22 protein-coding genes are annotated in these 20,913 nt (G+C 53.5%); 8 read left to right on the top strand and 14 right to left on the bottom strand.

The annotated features are described in order from the left end of the window. Positions 1 to 6: 6 nt before the first annotated feature. From LOY52_RS21795 to LOY52_RS21785, 3 genes are all read right to left on the bottom strand, one after another. Positions 7 to 1,926: an alkaline phosphatase D family protein gene (locus tag LOY52_RS21795; protein ID WP_258675948.1), complete on the bottom strand. Its 1,920-nt coding sequence runs from the start codon at positions 1,924 to 1,926 to the stop codon at positions 7 to 9. 72 nt (positions 1,927 to 1,998) lie between these two features. Next, positions 1,999 to 2,730, bottom strand: a complete 732-nt coding sequence (locus LOY52_RS21790; protein ID WP_258675947.1) for a hypothetical protein — start codon at positions 2,728 to 2,730, stop codon at positions 1,999 to 2,001. A 96-nt stretch (positions 2,731 to 2,826) separates the two neighbouring features. Beyond that, the gene (locus LOY52_RS21785) at positions 2,827 to 3,192 is read right to left on the bottom strand and encodes a hypothetical protein (RefSeq protein WP_123589100.1); all 366 of its coding nucleotides are present in this window, start codon (positions 3,190 to 3,192) and stop codon (positions 2,827 to 2,829) included. Between the two features lie 118 nt (positions 3,193 to 3,310). Between LOY52_RS21785 and LOY52_RS21780 the strand changes: the two genes are divergently transcribed. Next, positions 3,311 to 4,060, top strand: a complete 750-nt coding sequence (locus tag LOY52_RS21780; protein WP_258675946.1) for a hypothetical protein — start codon at positions 3,311 to 3,313, stop codon at positions 4,058 to 4,060. A gap of 24 nt (positions 4,061 to 4,084) precedes the next feature. On the opposite strand, the gene LOY52_RS21775 is transcribed toward LOY52_RS21780, so the two are convergent. Then, positions 4,085 to 4,414, bottom strand: a complete 330-nt coding sequence (locus LOY52_RS21775; RefSeq protein WP_096795509.1) for a hypothetical protein — start codon at positions 4,412 to 4,414, stop codon at positions 4,085 to 4,087. 265 nt (positions 4,415 to 4,679) lie between these two features. Here LOY52_RS21775 and LOY52_RS21770 point away from each other — a divergent pair, with 265 nt between their 5' ends. Both LOY52_RS21770 and LOY52_RS21765 read left to right on the top strand, forming a co-directional pair. Next, the gene (locus LOY52_RS21770; RefSeq protein WP_258675945.1) at positions 4,680 to 4,940 is read left to right on the top strand and encodes a DUF6429 family protein; all 261 of its coding nucleotides are present in this window, start codon (positions 4,680 to 4,682) and stop codon (positions 4,938 to 4,940) included. A 67-nt stretch (positions 4,941 to 5,007) separates the two neighbouring features. Further along, positions 5,008 to 5,364 carry a hypothetical protein gene (locus LOY52_RS21765; protein ID WP_258675944.1) on the top strand — a complete coding sequence of 119 codons (357 nt, stop codon included), beginning with the start codon at positions 5,008 to 5,010 and terminating at the stop codon, positions 5,362 to 5,364. Positions 5,365 to 5,808: 444 nt separating this feature from the next. On the opposite strand, the gene LOY52_RS21760 is transcribed toward LOY52_RS21765, so the two are convergent. Together LOY52_RS21760 and LOY52_RS21755 are read right to left on the bottom strand one after the other, a co-directional pair. Continuing rightward, a complete protein-coding gene (locus LOY52_RS21760; protein ID WP_258675943.1) occupies positions 5,809 to 6,603 on the bottom strand; it encodes a hypothetical protein in 795 nt (264 codons plus the stop codon). 20 nt (positions 6,604 to 6,623) lie between these two features. Then, positions 6,624 to 6,845: a hypothetical protein gene (locus LOY52_RS21755; RefSeq protein ID WP_215502325.1), complete on the bottom strand. Its 222-nt coding sequence runs from the start codon at positions 6,843 to 6,845 to the stop codon at positions 6,624 to 6,626. An 897-nt stretch (positions 6,846 to 7,742) separates the two neighbouring features. Here LOY52_RS21755 and LOY52_RS21750 point away from each other — a divergent pair. The 5 genes from LOY52_RS21750 to LOY52_RS21730 all read left to right on the top strand — a co-directional run bounded on the left by LOY52_RS21750 (position 7,743) and on the right by LOY52_RS21730 (position 13,564). Continuing rightward, complete coding sequence (locus LOY52_RS21750; protein WP_258675942.1) at positions 7,743 to 9,122, top strand: Eco57I restriction-modification methylase domain-containing protein; 1,380 nt, start codon at positions 7,743 to 7,745, stop codon at positions 9,120 to 9,122. A 25-nt stretch (positions 9,123 to 9,147) separates the two neighbouring features. Next, entirely contained in the window at positions 9,148 to 11,382 is a 2,235-nt protein-coding gene (locus tag LOY52_RS21745) for a sensor histidine kinase (protein WP_258675941.1), read from the top strand. Beyond that, entirely contained in the window at positions 11,379 to 12,440 is a 1,062-nt protein-coding gene (locus LOY52_RS21740; protein ID WP_258675940.1) for a hypothetical protein, read from the top strand. The genes LOY52_RS21745 and LOY52_RS21740 overlap by 4 nt, the downstream gene beginning before the upstream one ends. Before the next feature lie 48 nt (positions 12,441 to 12,488). Next, positions 12,489 to 13,124: a hypothetical protein gene (locus tag LOY52_RS21735; protein WP_258675939.1), complete on the top strand. Its 636-nt coding sequence runs from the start codon at positions 12,489 to 12,491 to the stop codon at positions 13,122 to 13,124. Between the two features lie 152 nt (positions 13,125 to 13,276). Beyond that, the gene (locus LOY52_RS21730; protein WP_258675938.1) at positions 13,277 to 13,564 is read left to right on the top strand and encodes a hypothetical protein; all 288 of its coding nucleotides are present in this window, start codon (positions 13,277 to 13,279) and stop codon (positions 13,562 to 13,564) included. Between the two features lie 51 nt (positions 13,565 to 13,615). On the opposite strand, the gene LOY52_RS21725 is transcribed toward LOY52_RS21730, so the two are convergent. The 8 genes from LOY52_RS21725 to LOY52_RS21690 all read right to left on the bottom strand — a co-directional run bounded on the left by LOY52_RS21725 (position 13,616) and on the right by LOY52_RS21690 (position 20,879). After that, a complete protein-coding gene (locus LOY52_RS21725) occupies positions 13,616 to 13,981 on the bottom strand; it encodes a histone-like nucleoid-structuring protein, MvaT/MvaU family (RefSeq protein ID WP_258675937.1) in 366 nt (121 codons plus the stop codon). 315 nt (positions 13,982 to 14,296) lie between these two features. After that, positions 14,297 to 15,139 carry a chromosome segregation protein SMC gene (locus LOY52_RS21720; protein WP_258680014.1) on the bottom strand — a complete coding sequence of 281 codons (843 nt, stop codon included), beginning with the start codon at positions 15,137 to 15,139 and terminating at the stop codon, positions 14,297 to 14,299. A gap of 219 nt (positions 15,140 to 15,358) precedes the next feature. Further along, positions 15,359 to 18,274 (bottom strand): DUF927 domain-containing protein, encoded by a 2,916-nt coding sequence (locus tag LOY52_RS21715; protein ID WP_258675936.1) that lies wholly within the window; start codon positions 18,272 to 18,274, stop codon positions 15,359 to 15,361. Next, the gene (locus LOY52_RS21710) at positions 18,271 to 18,543 is read right to left on the bottom strand and encodes a DUF3077 domain-containing protein (RefSeq protein WP_085641054.1); all 273 of its coding nucleotides are present in this window, start codon (positions 18,541 to 18,543) and stop codon (positions 18,271 to 18,273) included. Before LOY52_RS21710 ends, LOY52_RS21715 begins: the two co-directional genes overlap by 4 nt. Further along, positions 18,540 to 18,824 carry a hypothetical protein gene (locus LOY52_RS21705; RefSeq protein WP_258675935.1) on the bottom strand — a complete coding sequence of 95 codons (285 nt, stop codon included), beginning with the start codon at positions 18,822 to 18,824 and terminating at the stop codon, positions 18,540 to 18,542. The genes LOY52_RS21710 and LOY52_RS21705 overlap by 4 nt, the downstream gene beginning before the upstream one ends. 531 nt (positions 18,825 to 19,355) lie before the next feature. Further along, positions 19,356 to 19,661 carry a hypothetical protein gene (locus tag LOY52_RS21700; protein ID WP_258675934.1) on the bottom strand — a complete coding sequence of 102 codons (306 nt, stop codon included), beginning with the start codon at positions 19,659 to 19,661 and terminating at the stop codon, positions 19,356 to 19,358. Then, complete coding sequence (locus tag LOY52_RS21695; protein ID WP_085641060.1) at positions 19,658 to 19,939, bottom strand: AlpA family transcriptional regulator; 282 nt, start codon at positions 19,937 to 19,939, stop codon at positions 19,658 to 19,660. Before LOY52_RS21695 ends, LOY52_RS21700 begins: the two co-directional genes overlap by 4 nt. Before the next feature lie 100 nt (positions 19,940 to 20,039). Beyond that, entirely contained in the window at positions 20,040 to 20,879 is an 840-nt protein-coding gene (locus tag LOY52_RS21690) for a hypothetical protein (protein ID WP_258675933.1), read from the bottom strand. Between the last annotated feature and the right edge of the window lie 34 nt (positions 20,880 to 20,913).

Raw genomic sequence — 20,913 nt, 5'->3', positions numbered from 1 at the left:
GCCTTATCAATCAGGATAATCCCCCAACTCCGGCGCCAGCATCCGCGTCTTCAGCGCCCCGTTCGAATTGTGCTGAATGATCTCGCTCGGCTGTCCCTGCGCATTGAAAAACACCTGCCCGATCCCCGCCGAATTCCACAGCCGCTCACCGGCTTCGGCATGTTCCGGGGTGTACGGCACGATGCGCATGCGTCGGCGTTTGGTAAACCAGTTCAACGGTGAGCGCGGCGAGTAGAGCCAGCGGTTGAGGCGGTCGAACCATTCCAGCAGGGTTTTCGGAAACTCGTTCTTGATCCCGCTGCTGGTGATTTGCCAGATCCGTGGCCCGGCCTTGCGGTGTCGGATAAGTACTTCGTAGACGAAGGAGTAATGCACATCGCCCGACAGCACCACGTAGTTTCCGGGTGTGCGGGTGTGTCGGAAAATGTTCAGGATCACCTGCGCCGCGCCGCGATGGGCCATCCAGTTTTCCGCGTCGACCAGCAGCGGATAACCGCACCAGCTGAAAACCTTCTGCACGGTTTCGATCAACTTCACGCCAAAGATCGGCGCCGGTGAAACGATGATCGCTGACGGATGATCGAGCAGTTCCTGCTGCAGTTCACTCAGCGCTTCCCAGTCCAGTAAACCGGAGGGTTGCTTGAGTGCCATCTCGCTGCGCCAGCGCCGGGTGCGGGTATCCAGCACCACCAGCGCCGGGCTGCTCGGCAGCACGAAATGCCAATGCTGAAAGCGCAGCAAGTCGTCGATCAGCGCGTCCTGCACCGGGCTGTCGAGATAACGATCATCGCCGCTGGCGCTCAGGCGTCGAGTGTTCTCCAGCAGATCCTTGAACGCGTCCGGATTGTTGCCCCAACCCTGGCACAACATGTACGCGATCAAGGCGTTGCCGATGATGCGTTTGGAGAACGGATGGCTGTAGGCGGTTTCCTCCCATTGCGCGGAAAGATTCCAGTCATCGGTGATGTCGTGGTCATCGAAAATCATCAGGCTCGGCAGGTGCGCCAAGGCTCGGGCGACCTTGCCCAACCCGGCCTTGAAGCCATCAATGCGGGTTTGCTCCAGGGTGTAGCGCTTCAAGCGTTCAGGCGTCAGCGATGGAGCAGCAGGATTGATCAACCCCCAGGCAATCGGCGACCACACCAGCAAATACATCGCCATCACTTCGGCGAACGTCACCAGATGATTGTCGGCGCTGCTGCTGGTGAAAATCGGCTTGCGCGCACCGCCGAAAAATCGCTCGCGCAAGGTCTCGTTGCTCTCCAGCGCCGGTAACAGATCCGCGCGGTGGTAGTAGCTGGCCGGGTGTTCGTAGAGTCTGGCGCTGTCGCTGACCACGGCACCTTCGAGGTGTTCGTCGAACAGACCGAGGCGCTCGATCAACGCATGAATCGCCCGCAGCATCGGGCCGGCCACATCGTCGGCGTAAACCTGGTCACCGCTCATCATCAGCAGCGCTGGGCGTTGCTGCGGATCGGTTTCGCCAGACAGCAGTTGATCGACGCACAGCAGACCGTCTGCCGCCGGATGATGCGGTTTGCGGCAGGAGCCGTGCAGCAACTGATCGATCCGCGAACGCACGACAAGGTTCGGACAGCGGGCATTGCCGTACAGCAGATGCGGCGCCCATTCGGAGATGGGCGTCTGGCCGTCGATCAGCAGGTCATAGTCGATACGCGTGTCGCAGGGCAGGGCGCTGTCGAGCGCAACGTCAATCAACTGGACGAACGCATGACGGCCTACAGGAATGACCGTGCATTTCCCGGCATCGAGAGGAATGTCTCCTACACCCTGCAAGCGCAGGCTCAGCGACAGTTGACGCGTACCGACCAACCACAGCACCACTCGCGTTGGTTCCAGCCGTCGCAGTAGCGGGCCGGCCAAGACGGGAGGCAGCGGATTCAGGTCAGCAGGTATCGGGGACATTCAGGGGCAAAGCTCAAGACGCACAGGCTGGCGATGATAGCGCAGCCGGCGCCTTGAACCCTTAAACGAGGCTTAAGAGTCAGCCTTCTGCAGCTTCAGCGCCAGCAGTCGCCATTCGGCGGACGCGGATTGCTCCTGCACCGAGCAGTCGAAGCGATAAGTGACGTCATCACCGTTCATGTTGCGCGCGGTGACCTTGTTGCTGAGGGTGTAGACCTGATCCTTGAAGCGCTTGGTGACAATGGCAGAGCTGTCGGCGAAGCGCTCCGACGCCGGGAAGCGTAGTGTGCTGGTGACCACCGTGCCGCACATGACATACGCGAGCATCGATTTATCGCTGTCGGCATTTTGCCCAAGCTTGTCGCGCAGCGCGGTGAGCGCTTTACGGCCCTGCACGTCGCTCTGATCGAGGACGGTTTTTTCCGATATCGATTTCGGTGCCCGGCTGGCGTAATTCGGCAGCAGTGCGGAATCCGGCGGAGAAGGCTGATTATCCGGCTCGATCGCGGCAAAGCCCGGCGCGTTTTCCAGCTCCGCAGACGTCGAATCCGACTCGGCTTCGGGCAACAGACTGGTGGTGACATCGCTCTGTGTGATCACGTCTTCGATTGGCGCTTTTTCGGATTTATGCGCTGACGGGAACAGCGACAGGAGGATCGACAGCACCACCAGACCGACGATAAAACCGCCCGCCGCGCCAACGATGTTGCCGTAAAACAGATTCCAGCTGCCGCGGTTTTTCACCACCCAGCGCCACATGAAACCCCAGGCGGCGATAAATGCCAGAAAACTCAGAAACGCCATTCGATCCTTTCCTTAATTTCGAAAGCTGAAATCAACGCACACCGAAGTGAGCGCTGACGAAGGGCGCCAAGATAACAAAACAGTGACGCCGCTCGATCATGTGTTGGGGAAAAAATTCACAGCAAGCACCAGCAGTGCCACCATGCCGGCGGCAAAGCCACACACCGCGCCCAGCAATTGACGTGCAACCGGGTGTTCGGGTTGATGGCGATTGGCAATCCACAACCACACCCCCGCCAGAACGCCTGCGCTTGTGGTGAACACCACCAGACTGCGATTCAAGTTGGGTGCCGCCATCGATGTACCAATGACCGCGTCGTAAATCAGCGTGAACACAATGCCGGTGACTACGCTACTTCCGGCACCAGCAAGGTTGCCCAGCAGCAAACTCCACTCACCCCGTTGTTTCACTACCCAAAACCAGGTTCCGGCCATCACTAGCAAGCACAACAAAGCATCCATTGGTTTATCCCCAGTGCGCGATAACAGAGGCGATTGAGCGGCCTCCAGCGAGAGTGGACGGCAAGATATCAAAATAGTAGCTTCGCGCCACTTTCTTGATTCCTGTAATGGACTACTCATGCCAAAAGCCGCTTCTGTTCTGCGCTTGCTCTGTGCAATCACCTGCGCCGCTGTCATTACCCCGGCATTCGCCGAGTGGAAGGAGCCCCCGGAAAGCAGCTGGCAGTATTACCTCGCCAACTGCAAGCGAATGCAGGAAAAAATCGCCGACGTCCAGAGCGGTCGCGTACCCAGCGCCTATGAGGTGATCGGCGATCTGGAGAACAGCCTGCGGAGCATGAACCAGCGCCGCTCGAACCTGACGCCCCAATACCTCGGCTCCCGCGAATTCGCGCAATGCGAAAATGTCGCCGCCCAGGCCGAGGCAACCATTGCTCAAGGCAGTGCCGAGTTCGCCGCCAGAATGAACCAGGCCGCCGAGCAAGGCCGCATCGCCCACCAGAACTCCCCCGAATACAAACGCGCTCGTTCACTCGGCTACAGCGACGTCGGCGACATCTCCTTCCTCAAACTCCACGAAGACATGGACGGCGAAGCCCGCCTGAAAACCATGCTGATCACGGTCGACGAAATCTGCGGCCAACACTTCCGCGCCACGCAATATGTGAAGCCGTATGTGATTTATACCGTGCGCCCGTCGGATGGCGGCTGTGGCGAGGAAAAACGCATGGCGGTTGTCGGCGGCCGGTCGGTGGAGAAGGGCGATTACATCGATGAGCGGGGCGAGTTTCAGTATGTGGGCTGGAAGAAGCTTGTGGGGGTGGATGGATTTCCCACGGATATTCGGGTTTTGAAGGCTCGACGCTGAAAGGTCAGCGCGTGAAGCAACTGATCAGAGAATGTCTTTCAGATAACCCTTGAGCGCGAGGAGCGGCTGATCAAGCTGCTCCAGCGACTGCGCCTGACTGAAATCGGCTGACAGCTTGTGCAGCTCCCGCCCCAGCGGTTTCTCGACACCGCCCAACGCATCCATCGCCAAGCCCAGGCACTCGTTCATCTTGAACTGGATGGTCTCGACATCACCCCGGCGCACCAGCAGTTCGAAAACGTCTTTCTGATAGTCACCCATAACCATGTCATCCCGCAGAATCGGGCTCAGGCCTTCCTCCTCGTAAGCGAGTTTGAGAGAGAACAGGGCGACGGTTTCCAGTGACGTTTCCATGGTTGGCCTTGGAGGTCCTTGAGCATGAGTCTTGAAATTCGGTACGACCAACGAAAGCCGCAACGGGCGGCAGACCGCCTGTAGGCGGGGGGTGATTATACTGAGTGGACGCATCAGGTGCAGTCCCTAGGCAAAACAGGTCGCACGGACAGCGCCGAGACATTCAATGACCTAAGTAACAGAACGAGTTTCTCAAGGTGGCCAGCGAGTATGAGGTGCCAGACAAACTCAACGTTAATTCAGACACATGAGCGGAGCGACGATCATGGAATATGATGAAAAGTTGATTGAAGAGGCTGTGCTTGCCCTGTTGGTCGCGTTCAGTTCCGACGACGGCAATGCATGGAAAGGCTTCGATTTTGAGGTCATGAACCGATTGCATGAGCAGGGTCTCATCAGTAATCCGGTAAACAGGAACAAATCGATCTGGTTGACGGAGGAGGGCCAGGAACGAGGTCGTCAGATAGCTGAGCGTTTGTTTGGGGGAGGTGTTCAAGCCGAGCGTGTGTCTGACCCGGATATCTGAGGTTCTGGTTTGGCTGATCACTTGATTCGGGCCGCGCCAGTGGAACGCAACTGGAGGAGTTTCTCCGTTGGAGCATTTTCTGACTGAGCCACAACTGACAATAGTGAGAGCTGCTCTTTCTGAGTCATTCAACGATTTTCCCGTCGAATATGACTATGTGGCGAATCAGGTAAGAGGCGTCGCCCCGGAAACCCTTTACGAAATTCTCTATTCAGAGGTTGCGCCGGTGTGCTTTACCAATCTCGTTGCAGCTGTGCCTCCGATTTGGACTGGGTTCGACCCCGACAGGCTCAGACAGTCGATAGAAGAAAGGTTGGCAGCTAGAGAGCGCAACTGGTGTCGTAGGCAGTTCGATAAAGTGCTGGTTCGTTGGCTGAAATACAACTACGCCTACATCTGGAAGGAAATCGCCAGTAGGCTTTGAACCCAAGCGTTCAATGGACCAGGTGACCATGAAAAGGACTCAGTTGTGGCACAACCTGCAGCACGTTCAACCGATTCGACCAGTCGCCCATTGCCACGGCATGGCGCCAAAGTCATAGCTGCAAATTCTCTTGCATATTGCTGTGATTAATCGCCCATCGTTTAGCCCACATTTTTCGTAGCACGGTTACGCAACAATAATTGCCCAATTTTTCAGCAGGCGAAAAAAAAGGCCTTGCTAAGCAAGACCTTTCTTGATTTTGGTGCCCCGAGGGAGACTCGAGTGCGCTATATAAACCGTGGCCTACGGCCTGATTTCGGCTCGGGGGATACAAGCAGGGATACACGGTAAGGTTTGCTAGGCGCTACCTTGCCATACTTCGTCATTCGGGTGAACGCTAATCGTGTGTCGGCCGAGGGGCATAATCAGAAGCTCATCGTCGTGCTATGGCCAGCGCTTCTTGCGCATCACGTAAGGGCGATCCACCCAGATAAAATCAAAAAACTCACTTAGATAAGGTACCCGGTCACTTGGTGGTTGTCTGGAGGCTGCAATGCTATCCACTGTCTCACCCAGCTGCACCACAACATCTCGAAGCGGGCCGAGTAGTGTTACTACCTCCCACACCAAGTGTTTCGATGCTGTGTCGAGCACCGAAGGTTCTGAGTAGAACGAGCTCAGTGTGAGTGGCTCACCAGCCAGATCACTTGCTAAAACCATTGTATTGCTGCCAAGAAGCCCTGCGAGAGAATTGGACGCTCTGGAAATTCGATGGTGTGTCGATCTCCTGATTTTTGTTGCTATGACTTCCTGCAATATATCGTTCCACTCGCTAAAAGGATCTCTTTGAGTTCTGCCAGTCGCCAATGCATCCAGATTCGCGTACCGCATCCCCATTGCGAAGTCAGATAAGAAAGAAACTATCTTCGTGCATAGGGGGGTTAGCAGAATCCGGAGTGAGCTTACTGCTGAGGCTTTTGATACCAGTATTCGCAAATCATGACCGTATCCCTTGACGGTTGATTGGCCTGGGGCCTGCAGACTGTTTCGGGCCATGTGGTCGAGAATCAAAGCAAGCTTTGCAAGACGTTCAATGCCGATTGCCAATTGAAAAAACGCGGAGTAGTAGCGGCCTTTTTCATTCAGGTTCGCATTACGCAATTCGGTCAGTCCTGTGGCCAGGCAGGAGCGAATGACGAGGGACTCCTGCTCAAGCGTTTTATAAAGACGGCCTTCCATAATTCCCTTCCATCGTCGGATCAGCTTGAGCGCTTACCTTCAGCTGAGATTGAAATCAGAGCCATAGTTATAAATCCTGCGTTTCTATCCAGAGCATCAAGCGCACTGGATACATTTTCCGCCACATCGGTTGACCCGCGCTCGCCAACCCATTTTGAAAGCTCTTCGACAGCAGCACCTAGCGCAATCTGGTTCTCATTGAGCCGACTCAGCAATGACGCGAGCAACGAAATGTCTTCCATGATTTTCTCCTTGGATGCAAAGCAATGAGCGTAGCTGCGATACAGCCCATGCGAAGGAGGGGTTCAGGCGGGTTCTGTTGAAAAAGGCGCTGGGGACCCTGGCAGATTCCTAATAACACGGGGTCGGAAACCCGCGGGATCTCGTTAGCAGCAGGTCTCCCAGCTTACTCAAATTTCAGTATTGAAATTGAAAGGATCTTGAAGAAAAAAGGGGATCGTTACGGTTCCGGTAAAGGTGGTCTTGGATCGCCTGTTTCATAGGGCAAATGCACTGGTGAACCAGCAGTTCACCGGGGTCACTTGTTCACTAAGAATGAAGTGCTCACGCTGTCAAGATCGACGGCTTTCCGACCTCGTGTCGAAACGATGACTTCAGGGACTCTGGCACTTCTTCGACAGCACGGTCGAAATCTCGCTGGGGGAATTGAGTCAATCGGGGGGCGGGGTGGAGCTGCGTCACTGAAACCCGTGTTACGCTGGTTACAGGTGTAACGAGCTGCCCTAAGGCACTGTAATCATTCGATAATCTTTAAGTAACACGCGTGCATCTCCTTGATTCAGAGAGGTGTTACTGGCGGGTCTTGTGTAACGTTGGGCATGGGAGCGCAATTGATCGGCCGCTATCGGCGGGCAATGGATGTTGCCGAGGGAGGTAGCGGCTGCTGAAAACACTCCCCCCTGGCCCGCATCAAGCGGGTTCATCCTCCTAGAGTCGCGCCATTAGGATGGCAAGCCGTCTCACGCCAACTATATTGCAGGCGTTGGACTGCCACGAAAAGCGGGGCATTGGTCCCTTTTCACTGTCAGTTTCCTTGTGTCAGCCGGTGTAATGGGTAGACTGTCCAAGGCTCGATACCTAGAGCCGTAGACTGTCGAATCGTTCGAGATACTGGAAACATGTCATATTTAGAAAATTTTATTGAAAAAAATTCGACAGTTGATGTTGATGTTAATCAATCCAGTATTCACGGCTATGGTTTAATCGATAATGCTGAGTACCTTACTCGTTGCCAAGTTGACACTCCGGTAGATATAGTTTCTATAGTGTGGAAGATTGCTCATAATTATCGTAAAAGTTTCGAATTTGTATTGGATGCCGGTGCTGGAGATGGTAGATTTTCAAAGCAAGGGACTTATACTAACTATTGTGGGTATGAAATAGATCCCAAGCGCGTGCCATGCCAAGACCTTCCGGAAAGGGCAGAGATTATTAGGGCTTGTGCATTTTCTAATGCCGTGGATCTTCATTATGATTTAAGCATTGGTAATCCTCCGTATGTTCGTCATCATGATCTTAGCGATGACTGGCGAGCTAATATTTCAAGATGGATTCAACATAAAACTGGCCAAAAGCCAAGCGGTCTCTCTAATGCGTATTTATATTTTCTTTGGTTAAGCATAATTACTACAAAAGTTGATGGATTAATCGCTTTAGTTATACCGTTTGAATGGGTGGAAAAACCTGCTGCTAAAAAACTTAGAGACTATATAAAAGCGCAAGGGTGGGCGTTGGATGTCTACAAGTTTGATGTGGAGCCATTTCCGAGAGTTTTGACTACGGCATCAATAAGCGTGATTGATAAAAGTCAGCGTAATCATAAAACCTCATATTTTGCTATTGATAATCAGGGTGCAGTGCGCCCATTAGTAAGTGCGACGAAGTCAAATCTCCCCCCTCTGAAGTATCAGTCGCGCGTTCGATCAGCATATGCCCAAAGGGGGCTGAGCCCTGGCGGACAGTCTGTTTTTATTTTAACGGAACAGCAGCGCGTCTCATTTGGTTTGTTGAAAGGCATCGATGTGTTGCCGTGCGTCACAACATTGAGGCATGTGGACACCAATACTGACGTATTAAATGGTGAGCTGTTTAGGGCTGAGTATGTAAGTAAAGGGAAAAAATGCTGGCTGATACTTCCAAGTAAAAAAATGAGCGCTGCGTTACGTCGGTATTTAGAAAGCGTCGATCCTGCGCAGCGAGATAACTATACTTGCAATAAGCGAAAAGTTTGGTGGGAATATACTCTTCCTGGAGTTCCTTCAATAATCTATAGTTCCGGGTTCAGAGGGGATAGGCCAAAAGCGCTTATTAATGAAGTGAATGCTATTGCTGTAGGTTCTGTATGTGGCATCCATACGGATTCAAAAGAATTTTCGGGGGATCTGATTGCCGCACTTAAGAGCTCGGTAATCAGGACTGAGGTTGTGGCTGTGTCAAGAGGGTTTACCAAGATTGAGGTAAACCAGATGAACACATTTATACAACGGGTTCTCGCATAAAAGAACCATCAAAGGAAGGCTCACTGTGACGGAAAATAATGCCGCGCAACTTGATCAAGGAAGTCTTTCATTTCATGCAGAGGCTAGATTATTACAAGAGCTAGGGGAGAGGTTGGTCGCTCAACCTGAAGTGGCATTGGTTGAACTTATAAAGAACTCTTACGACGCCGACGCTACGCAGTGCATTATTGGATTTTCTGCTGATAAGAAGACTCTTGTTGTAACCGATGATGGTCACGGCATGACGAAGGATGAGTTTGAGAGTCGATGGATGACAATCGCTACATCAAAAAAAGCTGAAGAGCGAGTCTCCCGTAGTTATAAGCGTGACTTGACCGGGCAGAAGGGTATCGGTCGATTCGCTGTCCGCTTTCTAGGAAATAAGCTACAGGTAGTATCAGTGGCGTTTGACGCCAGTCGTCAGTGCAGAACCCGTTTAGTCGCGGATTTTGATTGGCATAAAATTGATGAGAATCCCTCTCTAGTTGCTACTTCCATTCCTTATAAGCTTTACAAAGCTGAGGACGATGAGCCATTGGGGACTACTCTATATGTTGCAGGGTTGCGACGAGGCGGTGATTTCGCGTGGACTCCACAGTTTAGATCAAGTGTCCTGAATATCGTAAGTCCGATCTCTGGGTTGGATAGAGGCCGATTCAAAAGAAACACTGATCAAGGCACAATGGATCCTGGCTTTAGTGCAAGTCTGCCAGGGAATGATGAAGAATCGAAAATTGATATAGCTAAATACGTCCTTGATAATGCGTGGGCTACGCTGTCAGTCGATCTCTATGAGGACGAGTTAAAATATATTGTCCAGTTTTTTGGTGAAAAAAAGAAATACGAACTTTTTCTCCCTTGTAAATCAATGATTTCTGCAGGTCTGCATGCAGACATCCGCTTTTTTCCAAGACGTGCAGGTTTGTTCTCCGGCAAAGGCGTAGATGGACGAACGGCATATACTTGGGTGAGAAATAATAGCGGTGTTGTAGTAGTTGATCGTGGCTTTCGAGTGAAGCCTTACGGTGACCCTGACGATGACTGGCTACGTTTAGATAGAGATTCTGCTGCAAATGCACGAGAGTGGAGATCGTTTATAGCTAACGAAAACTTCCCCATCTCTAGCCGAGAAAAAAATGATCCTGCACTTAACCCAGCGTTAAATTTGCCTGCTAACCATCAGCTCGTTGGCGCTGTATTTGTTCACTCCTCGAACAAAAAGACCGATCACGAGGAAGATATAATCCCTTCAACCGACCGTGAGGGGTTTCTTCGCACTGATGGATTCGAGCATTTAAATGAAATTGTGAGAGCTGGGATCGAGTTTCTAGCTCGCGTGGATAAAACGCGATCCCTAGAGGAGCAAGAGAGATTCGCTCGTGAAGCGGCTCAGCAGGTTAAAGATGAATACAAGGCGGCAATTGAGTACGTTCAAAGCGTGCCTACTCTTTCTATAGCTGAAAAAACGCGGCTTGTAAAAGACTATAGTACGCTATCCAAAAAGATTGATGATGTAGAAGATTATGATCGAGAGGCTAGACGCAAACTTGAGGTAATGGGGTCTTTAGGAGTTGTTGCTGGCTTTCTAACTCACGAGGCTTCAAGAATTGTAAGTACAATTCAGGAGGTTTCCGAGGTTTTAAAAAATCTATCTAGAACTCATGCTGAGATTGAGCCTTATTTAGCGATAATCAATGAGAGTTACGATGCGCTGCGGTCTCATCTTGAGTATACAAAACTATTTGTTGATGCGACTCATAACTTTAAAGCGGTTTCGTTTAAGTGTGCGCCGCAAGTTCGGAGGGTTGCTGAGAAGTTTGGGAAGTTTGCTGAGGATCGAGGTGTTTTAGTTAATATAGATATTGCGAGTGATGTTGCTGTGCCTCCTATGCCGGTTACTGTGTATAGTGGTATTCTCCTTAATTTATATACTAATGCATTAAAGGCTGTCTTGGCTAAGGACTCATCATCAGGTCCTTTGGAAATTTGCTTTAGAGCAAGATCTACCTCGACGCATCACATAGTTGAAGTGATGGATACTGGTATTGGGATTCCGAAAAATATCGCGGCAAGAATATGGGATCCTTTGTTCACTACTACTTCGCGGCTTAACAATCCTTTGGGTTCAGGCATGGGGCTGGGTTTGTCACTAGTTAAGCAGCTAGTGGAGCAGGCGCGAGGAAAGATTGAACTGGCCACACCTCCCGATTCGTACGCGACTTGTTTTCGCCTAACTTTCCCATTCTCGGTGAGCAAATGAATAATAAGCCAGTTATTTTGATTTTTGAAGACACTATTGATAACGCGAGTAGCCTTGAGCGTAATCTAGCTAAGCTTTCAGCTGATTTTGATGTTCAGATATTCTCTGCTAAAGATAACGACTCTAGTGAGTCTTTTGTTGAGCGGCTTACATTAGAGCTAAATCATTATCATGAAATACTATTAATAGTTTCAGATATGGATTTGTCAAAGACTGATAAGTTCAAAGGGCTTACCGATGCAGTAATATTTCGAGTGGCTCACGAATTAGGTCTGCCGACGGCCTATTACAGTACAGCTCTGAGTGGTTCTGAAGGCAGGCGGTTGGATCAGGCCGGTGATGGACGAATTCTGTTGGGTTCAACCGATTATGAGCAGATTGCTCAGCGTATCAGTGTCTTGGCAAATGGCTTTCAGTCTATAAACGCCCTGATGGAGGAAATTGCAGCTAACCCGGTAGATAAGCGCCCTCAATCGCCTGCTGATCTAATAGCGCAGCTGATAGGTCGCAAGGAGACTGCCGACAGAATTAATCTATATTTGTCAGGCGATCAACGTATCGCCGCAGAAATCCTTTCTAGTCCCAAGGATGGACGTATAAAGCGGCATGCGACTATATTCGGCACTTGGATATACGATTCTCTCATGAGATATCCTGGCGTGTTTCTTAATTGCGTATCTGCCGCTAGCTATCTAAATATTTCAGTAGACGATTTTAATCGTGAGGATGTTAGGGCTGTATTTGAAAAGTGTAAATATTTTGGACCATTTGCAGATGAGCATTCCCCTCTGTATTGGAGGGACGAAATTGATCGACTGCTCGCAAATTCAAACGTGGATAGCGGACTGGAGTTAGTTGAAATCCATGGACTGAACGTATCTCCATGTATGTGCTCTGTGGATCAGAGCTTGGAAGCTGGGTATTACTGCATGGTAACGGAGATGCCAGTAAGCTTTGAACGATCCGTAGGGAATATTAGTACATTCCCACCGGGTGCGGATTTGGCAAGATTAGCCGAACCGGTATATGACGAGCTATCTCCGTGGCTTAGCGTGTAAGGGACTCACATGCGAATAGACAAATTGCGCTTGCAGTATAGATCACTTGTGGACGAATTTATTCGTCAAGCAAGAGCCGCCGGTGGAACGGTGCACGCTTCTTCCACGATGCTCGCTCCAACGAAAGATGACGAACCCCATACTGAGGTGGTTGGTTTTTTTTACTTAAAAGAGTGGCCATATAGTTCTGGGTCAAAAAAGGCCTCAAAGAAGCTTGATATATTAATTCGTTCTACAGAGATCTATGAAAAAGATACACTTCGACTTGTGAAATCTACTGTGCAGATAATGTACTTTAATGCTCATACTGAAGAGGCAGTTCCGACGTTGGGATTGCATTATGACTATGAGTATAAGATCGGTGCGGCACATCCGATATTTCACGCGCAATTAGGTTCTTCTAGCTTTTCAGTTCAAGAGCTTGCGGATGTAAAGTTTGATCGTGTGATTCAAGAATGGAAGGATCTTGTGAGAGTTAGAATTCCAACAGTTCATGTAGGTTTTCCGGCTGCCATATTGTCGCTGTTTGCCGATCATTTGCCGCATGATAATTTCGCTACATTTTTGTCATTTGCAAAAACTCAACATCTTTTTAATGATGCGAAAGCACGAATCGACTGCAGAAGTGCGCCGTTAAATACTTTAGATTCGACGTGTTTTCAAGCTCATAGATTATACTCTTAGCTGATTTGTGACGAATTTGTTGATCAGGTTTTTTTGAGCATTGGGAATTCGCTGACCAGGCATCGAAGGGGAGCGTCTGTCCCGTTAGCAAGGTCATGCAACTAGTTAGTAGCATCGGAACCAAGACTCTGCTGCTCACACAGCGCCGCGAAATGAATAAGCTGATTGCCCTGATCGTTTTTGTTCTGGTAACTGTGCTCTATGTTGGGTATTACGAAGCGCTGGAAGATGGAGAAATCGACACCATACTGTTTATCAAGAAGCATCCGACGTTTCAGATAAAGTTTTACAACATCCACGCCAATGACGGGGAGATTCGCAAAGTCGAACAGCTCACGGAGGAGGAACGTAACTGGATCATTGATTACTGCAGATATCTGCTCGGAATCGACACCGATCTGAAAACTCAATACGACGTTGAGGTTTGTAGGAAAAAATAGCTGATGGGGATAAACAAAAGGCCTCAGTGGAGGCCTTTTTCTCACCGGATGTTATCTCGTCAGCCAGCTCTCGACTACATCGGAACCGTGCTGGTTTTTCCACTCCTTCAGCGTCTTGTGATTGCCGCCTTTGGTTTCAACCACTTCACCGGTGTGCGGGTTCTTGTATACCTTGAGATCGCGAGGCTTGCGTTTGCCAGCTGCCGCCACCGGCGCTGTAGCGCGCTTCGTGCTCTGTGGGTCCAGCAGGTTGATGATGTGCTTGAGGCTGAAACCGTACTGATTCAGCAGCTCGCGCAGCTTGGTCTCGAACTCGATTTCTTTTTTCAGCGCGCCGTCGCTCTTCATCGTCTCCAGTGCCTGGAGCTGCTCTGCGAGGTTTTTTTCCAGCTGACGGTATTCGGCAAGTTTGGACATTTTTTGTTTCCTATATTTATTTGATGACAGTTTGAATGTTCGTACGGCTCACAAGTTCAGCGCTATTCTGAAAGTTTCAAAAACTCTCGGATGCTGATGATCTCTGCCTTGATCAATTTTACAGTGAGAATCTCGACTTTCGTTTTTATGCGGGGTTTGTCCACGAATTCCAGCATTTCCTTTAAAGAGCCTATTCGTGCTTTCAGTAGGTCTTTCCAGTTGGGAGTATTTCTGAGGTCTATATGAATGATCATTTTGTAACCTGTGGAGGTTTAAACAGCCTACCTGCGTAGGCTTTTTCGGTGGCTCAGCGCGTTACAGCGAAAGGATGTCTTGCACGCTGTACTGGCTGGATCGATCCAACAGCTCGCGCCAGTTCCAGCTGTGGAAGTCTTCGCCTTCTCGTGGAAGTACCAGCTTCATTAGGCTGAGGTGTTCGCCTCCCAACATGCCTTGCACATTCCACAGCTTGCCGCCCAACTCCATCAGCGCTTGCGCTTGTTCGTTCCACTGTTCTTCCAAAACCGTGCGGGCTAGCGACATGGCTGATCTCTGGATGGTTTGATGTTCGCTTTGCGCCTCGGCGATGTGCTGGTCGACGATGGCCAGCTCCTGTTCCAACGCAGTGATGATCAGGTGTTGGCGGCGATTGTGTTCGGTCGCCGTTGCGAGGTTTTTCGCGGCCTTCTGCGCATCGGCGTTGGCGTTCTTTTCGCCCTCGATATCGCCCCAGGCCACTGCCTGCGCATAAGCGGTGGCGGCGTCGGTTTCGGCCTGCCGGGCCTTGGTCATGTCTTCTTCCGCTTGCTGCTGGATTTGTGCCAATCGAGTGCTGAGGCTGTCGCGTTTTTCGTTGAGCTCTAGCTCATCGGCTTTCCAGTTCGCCATCGACTCGGTGTAGCCCGCCATCAGGGTTTCATGATTGAGCAGTTGCTCGCGCCGAGTGATCTTTGCATTGAGCAGCCAGGCACGGTGTTTTCTGGCGTCGTATGGAACTTTCAGGCTGCTGTGCTCGTTGCGGATTTTGTTTAACCGGTCCGCCTCAATGACCTCATCGCCTTCCAGTAGCGCTTCCAGCGGCGCCATTTTGGCGTAGTGCTCTTCAGCCTCTCGCAGATATTCATCGCGCTGGGCGGTCAGTTGGTTGATCTCGTCGATCAATCGTTGTTTCTTGGCGCTATGGCCGGTCGCTGTAGTGTTGTCTGAAACCGGCTGTGCCAGCCCCGTGATCTCGCGGCGGGCCAGCAGTTCGTGTTGTTCGGTGGAAGTTTGGAATTCGTTCATCTGTCTTGTTCCTTCGAAAAATGGGTTTGGGTTGAATGAGCGGCTGGCGAGGCCGGGAATAAGCCGGCGCTACCTCGATCAGCGGACGTGCCTTCAGGCAGCCCGAGCCTCGCTCTCATCCGTTCCCGGAATCCTCTTCACGATGTAGCAGCGCTGGGGCCCAAGTCCTGGCAATCGGACCAGACTCGATGCCTTGCCATCGCTGGCCGGCTCCAGCACGCCACGCTGCAACAGCTCCTTGTTCACGGCGTTGATGTTCATGCCCCTGAAGATCTCGGAGCGCCATGCTTCGGGCAGCACGTAGTAGGTGTTGGTGGTGTGCATGGTGTCGCCCATACCGTGCTCCAGTGTCTTGCGAAAGCCGAGGCGGTCGATAGTGCGCGGGCCGTGTTCGTCGATCTTGGCGGCCGCCGACTCCCAGCGGGTGAAACGGCTTTCGCCGAAGCGCTCGATGACCTGACGCAGTCGCGCCAAGATCGCATCGCCCTCGAAGTTACCGGCACCACCGCGCTCGTGGAGCCAGGCGTTCAAGCACACCCGAGCTGCTGTGGTGGCCGTGCCGTCCGGCCAGCCGGTAATGCCCATCGCGGTGGCCAGCTCGCCCGCAGCAGCCGCGAGACCGAAGCGCGCTGCGGCACGGTGTGCCTGTCCACTGGCAGAGGCGGGGAGCGCTTGGGCAATAAAGCCTTCCAGCGTGCGGCGCAGGATTGCCGCCCAGCCGTGGCGCTTGCCGGGTTCGCACAGCGCAGTCAGGAACGCGGTAAGCGGTGTGCCGTAATAGTTCGCTACGCGAGCCTTGAGTGCGTCGGACAGGGCGGCGGCATCTTCGAAACCGTTGAGCGTGTCGAACATGCCAAGACCTTTGCTGGCATCCGCCGGAACGGCGAGCATGCGTACCTCCATGCCGGCTTTCAGCTCCTTGTTGGCCTCGGCCATGTGCTGGGCCAAGGTCTTCTCTCCGGTGGAGAGAAACAGCAGGCGCCATTCCTGCACCTGTCGGCCCGCTTGGCCTCGATCATTGGCGCGGGCCTTGCCGGTGCCGTTGCCGAGCATGTACACGGTCTCGCCGATGATGCGGGCATCACACATGCCGATTTCATCGAGCACCAGAAGCCCGTCGGAATGCGCGGCAGCGATCGACTCGAGCGCGTTGTCGGTCGAACGCCACGAACGCACCAGACGCGGTCCGCCGTAGATCGAGGCGGCAACTTGCAGATGCGTGGTCTTGCCGCCGGAGCTGTCGCCGTACAGGTGAAAGCCGCCCGATTCGTGGCCGAGCATGTGCAGCAGCGGACCGGCGAAGGCCACGCCGACGACAAACGCCAAGCGATGGTTGCCGATGCATAGCGCGCCGATCTGCTGTTGCCATTGTTCCAGCGTGCCTGCTTCGCTGATTGGCGGAAGCTGCGCGCCGGCCTCGTAGAAGTGCAGGTGTTCCGCGTGCATTCCGACCTGCTGCTCGGGCAACAGAAAGGCGTTGTCGTGCCAGCCTAAACGGGTGACCAGACGTGCACGTTGCGCGCTATCGAAGCCGCCTAAGTAACTCTGCAAATCGTTGCGAGCGTTGCGCCCCGAACGACTGCCGGCCAGACGCAACCCCATATCCACCAACGGGCCGAGTACGTCTTTACCGAAGTCGCCGGTCATGGTGCGCGCCGGGATGTTCCAGCGTTTCTTGGTCCCGTCGGGGTCGTCGAACTCGACCAGCAAGCCCCAGTTGTGCCCCTTCTCGTCGCGGGTACGCGCGAGGATCGCCAGCGGCGAACACACCGGACGTGCTTCGCCGTCATCGCCGGCATAAAACACACCTTCGGGCGTCAGTCGAAAGCCACCGGGCATCAGGTCGTTTTTCGATTTTGCCGGACGCTTGGCTGCTGCTTTTGGTTTCGCTTCCGGCTCTGGTTCCGGCTTGGGTTTCACCTGGGCAACTACCGGTTTTTCTTCGATCACACCGAACAGTTCGCCGCTGCTTTCCAGTTCGACGAAGTGGCCGGCGGTCCAGCCTTTGGCGAGCGCATCGGCGGCATCGTCGCCGTCGTCCCATTGACCACCTTTGGCGAACGCGGCGCTGTCGTTCTTCAGCGTCGGCTTGCGTTTGAACACCTCCAACGCGATGACCCGGACCGAAGCGGCGCCGATTTCACGAAGTTTCTCGGCAACGGCAGTCATGCAGGCTTTACCGCTGTCGTCGTTGTCCGGCCACAACAAAACGTCGCGTCCCTCGAGCGGCGTCAGGTCGGCTTTGTGCCAGGAGTTGGAGCCGTTCGGCCAGCACGTGGCCACGTAGTTCGGCAGCAACTTGGCGGCGGCAACGACGGCTTTCTCGCCTTCGCACAGAACCACCGGTGCGTCAGTGCGCTGGGCCAGCTCATCAAGGTGCAGCAGCGGACGCGGATCCGGCAGCCCCTGCCAGCGCCATTGCTTGGTTTGGCTATCGGCGCGCTGACACCATGTCAGGGGCGCAAAGACCTTCTTCGGCTTGCCGTCTTCATCCGGGCCGAGGTCGAAACGATACAGCGCCATGAGCGGCTGACCCTGCACGTCGCGGTAGATCCACACCTTGGATGGCACGCCGTGTTCACGGTGCTTGGCCGGACACTTTTTCATGGCCTCGGCCGGGATCGGCTGAATTGCGTTCCATGTCGGCGCCTTGAGCTTGGTTGGTGCCGCTTTCGTCTGGGCAGCGCCGGGCGCAACGTTCAGCCATTCAGCCAGCTTGTTACACGCCTCGACGTCGGTGCTGCCATCCAGATAGCGCACCAGATCGATCAGGTCGCCGCCCTTGTCGCCGGTGGCAAAATCCGCCCAGGTGCCCTTGCTCAAATTGATCTTGAGCGAACCGGCGCGCTTGTCGCTGCGGGTCGGATTTGGAGCGGTGTATTCCTTGCCGCCATCCACGCGTTTTCCGTTGGGCAGCCAGTGCGACAAGACACGCTCAATGTCTTTCAGCGCGGCGGTTTTCACGTCGGCGAAGCTCGGGCGTTTAGCGTTGTTCGGTCGTTGGCTCATGTGTCAGCCCTCGGCAGAAACAGCGCATCGTTGATGTCGTCGATCAGGGCTTTGGCCATCTCGCCCAGGTACAAGGCGGGCCAACTGAAACGCTCGCCGTGGTCACTCATGGCCGCGTCGAAACTGAGCTGGTTCGCGTGATGTTGCAGCAACGACACCATCTCCAGCGCGTCTTCGACGGGTACTCCGGCATTCACCCGAAATAGCTTCAGGTCGGTGGCATTAACGCGAGAAAAGGTGGCGTGGCCCGGTGTCGTGGAAATGCTCATAGCGCACTACCTTTCTGCACCGCAGGCGTTGAGGTGTTATCGCCGTGCATGGCGAGCGTCTTGATCAGTCCGAGGGTGCCGCGCACGTCCCAGAGGACGGCGGCGATGACGTGATTGGCAAGGCGCGAGGATTCGTTTTCGAAGTGGTCTTCCAGCAGCGTCAGCACCGAGTCAGCACGGTCAATGGCGCAGGTGATGGCGTCGATAGGAATGCCGGCCTCTGCGGCTGGATTCACGCAAAGCAGGTTTTCGGGCAGGGCAAAGCTCAGGGTATTGTTCATTGGGCACCGCCTGCGGTTTCGAGTGCGCGGGCTTTGGCCATGTGAGCGTTGTAACGGGAGAGACGTGTTGCGAGGCTGGAGTTGGCGTGTAAAGCGGCGAGAGCCATTGCACGGTGTGCAGCGGCGCGAGTTTTGGACGGATTGAGGGTGTGCATTGGTGAAGCTCCTGTATGTGAGGAGCTGCCACTGATCGTCGCCAAACGATGTAAGGGTGGCAGCTGTGCGCGGGTTGGCGAACCGGGCATACAGGACCCCGGCAGACCCGAAGGTCTCCCACGCACAGCCGCCATAAAGCAGGAATGCGGGCACAAAAAAAGCGCCTGCAATCGGTATGGGGGCGCCTGTGCGCCTGTATGAGCTCGGGTCGCCAAACCCGGTCGCTGAATTTGCAGCGACGGCGAGAGAGTAACGTCCGTGTTTCGAAAGTGCAACTGTGCTGATAGCTTGCGGATTTTTCAGGTGCGGAATAAATTGTTCGTGCATGTAGATTGACCTCAACGCCTCCGGATCGCCCCCGGAGGCGTTTTCGTTTCAGGCGTGGGCTTCCCAGCGCAGGGAGAGAAGGGGTAGAAATCCGCCGCTGAGCATGGAGCGGGCGTCCTCGTAGGCGTCGACCTGCTGGCCTTCGTCGACGACAACGGCTCCGGTCTTTTCGCAATGTAGGGAGAGGGCGCACCAGGTACCGTCGGCCCAACTGAGCACGCTGACAACGCGACCTTGCATGTCCTGCTGGCTGCGGTAGCGTTCAAGACGCTGCATGACGCGAGGCGAGAAACCGATCCGACGCAACACGGAAAAGGGGTGCATCAAAGCGTTGTTTGCAGTCTTGTGGCTCATGCAGCCACCTGATCACGCGCCTCGATGCGGCTGCGCGCCCACGCTTGAACTTCGGAAAGGACCCAGGCGACAGGGGCGCCGCGTGCGTTGCTGTTGCTCAGTTTGACGGGCTGCGGAAAGCCGCAGTCGGTGCGCTGCATCAGTTTGTAGATGGTCGAGCGCTTCATCCCCACGATGCCTTCCACTTCACGCATGCGGATTAAAGTTGAAGCGGCATCAAAAAGTGAGGCGGCGTTGGCGGGAGTCTTGCGGGGAAAATCGGTGACAGAGGTGTTCATAGGTATTGCTCTCGATTGGTTTGGACAACGAGAGCAATCGTCTAGAAATTGGTCGGCGGTGAGCAGTTCACTTCCATTTGAAATGACATTGAAATATTGGTCACACCACAAAATTGCGCTTGAGGATTCCCTCCACGCTTTTGCGGGTTAGAGCTTTTTCGGTTTCCATTGTCACCCATTCAGCGCGCTGTTTGAGTGGTTTGGAGACCTCTCGTTCCAGCCAGGCGTGAACCGCCGTGGTCACGTTTCGCCGTGACATTCCGCTAGACACGTAGTGTCGACCTTGCCTAATGATTGCTTTATCGCGTGCGCCGATTTCTTCGTTACGCTCCATTCCGCTGATGATGCCGCCCTTAGTGCGGATAGCGTTCTCGATTGCCCTGTAAGCGATTGGGGTCAGCTCGTCACTGATCAAGCAGGGTAGGGATGTTATGGGCTCCAGAAACAGCACGTACTGGTCCAGTACCTCAATACGTTCGTTAGGATCGACCTGCCTTTCCACAACCTGACAATAAAGGTCCCACGGCCAATCCGTCGGCGGCTCGGCAACATGAGACCAAGCCTCTTGTTCCGTGGAACGCATCCAGTCAGCTAAGGCGCTCAGCGCTTTCACCGCGCAGGCCATGACGTAGGCTGCATAAGCCTCGCGTTCCGATGCTGAATGACACTTGCTGTATTGGCGAACCCAATGACCGAGACGATTTTTTTTGTCGGTTGAGGCGTACTGAAAAATAGCTTCCTCATGCATCGTTGTCTGGATGCACATGTTGCTCATGTCGCTGCTGATGTCGCCGGTCTGGATGCGAATGCAGCACTGATTGATCAGTCCGCACACGTCAGTGATCTGTTCATTGCAGAACTCGTAGAGTGGCTGCTCTGAGAGATATTGGATCAGGCCAGCGGTTAGTGCCGAGTGCAAGATCGGGTGGGTATCAATCATGCGAATGGCTCTCGATGGGCAACGCGCTGTCCCG

The sequence above is a fragment of the Pseudomonas sp. B21-051 genome (assembly GCF_024748795.1).
Lineage (GTDB): Bacteria > Pseudomonadota > Gammaproteobacteria > Pseudomonadales > Pseudomonadaceae > Aquipseudomonas > Aquipseudomonas putida_A.
The sequence above is the reverse complement of the archived record's forward strand: the minus strand, read 5'-3'. Positions and strand labels throughout refer to the sequence as shown.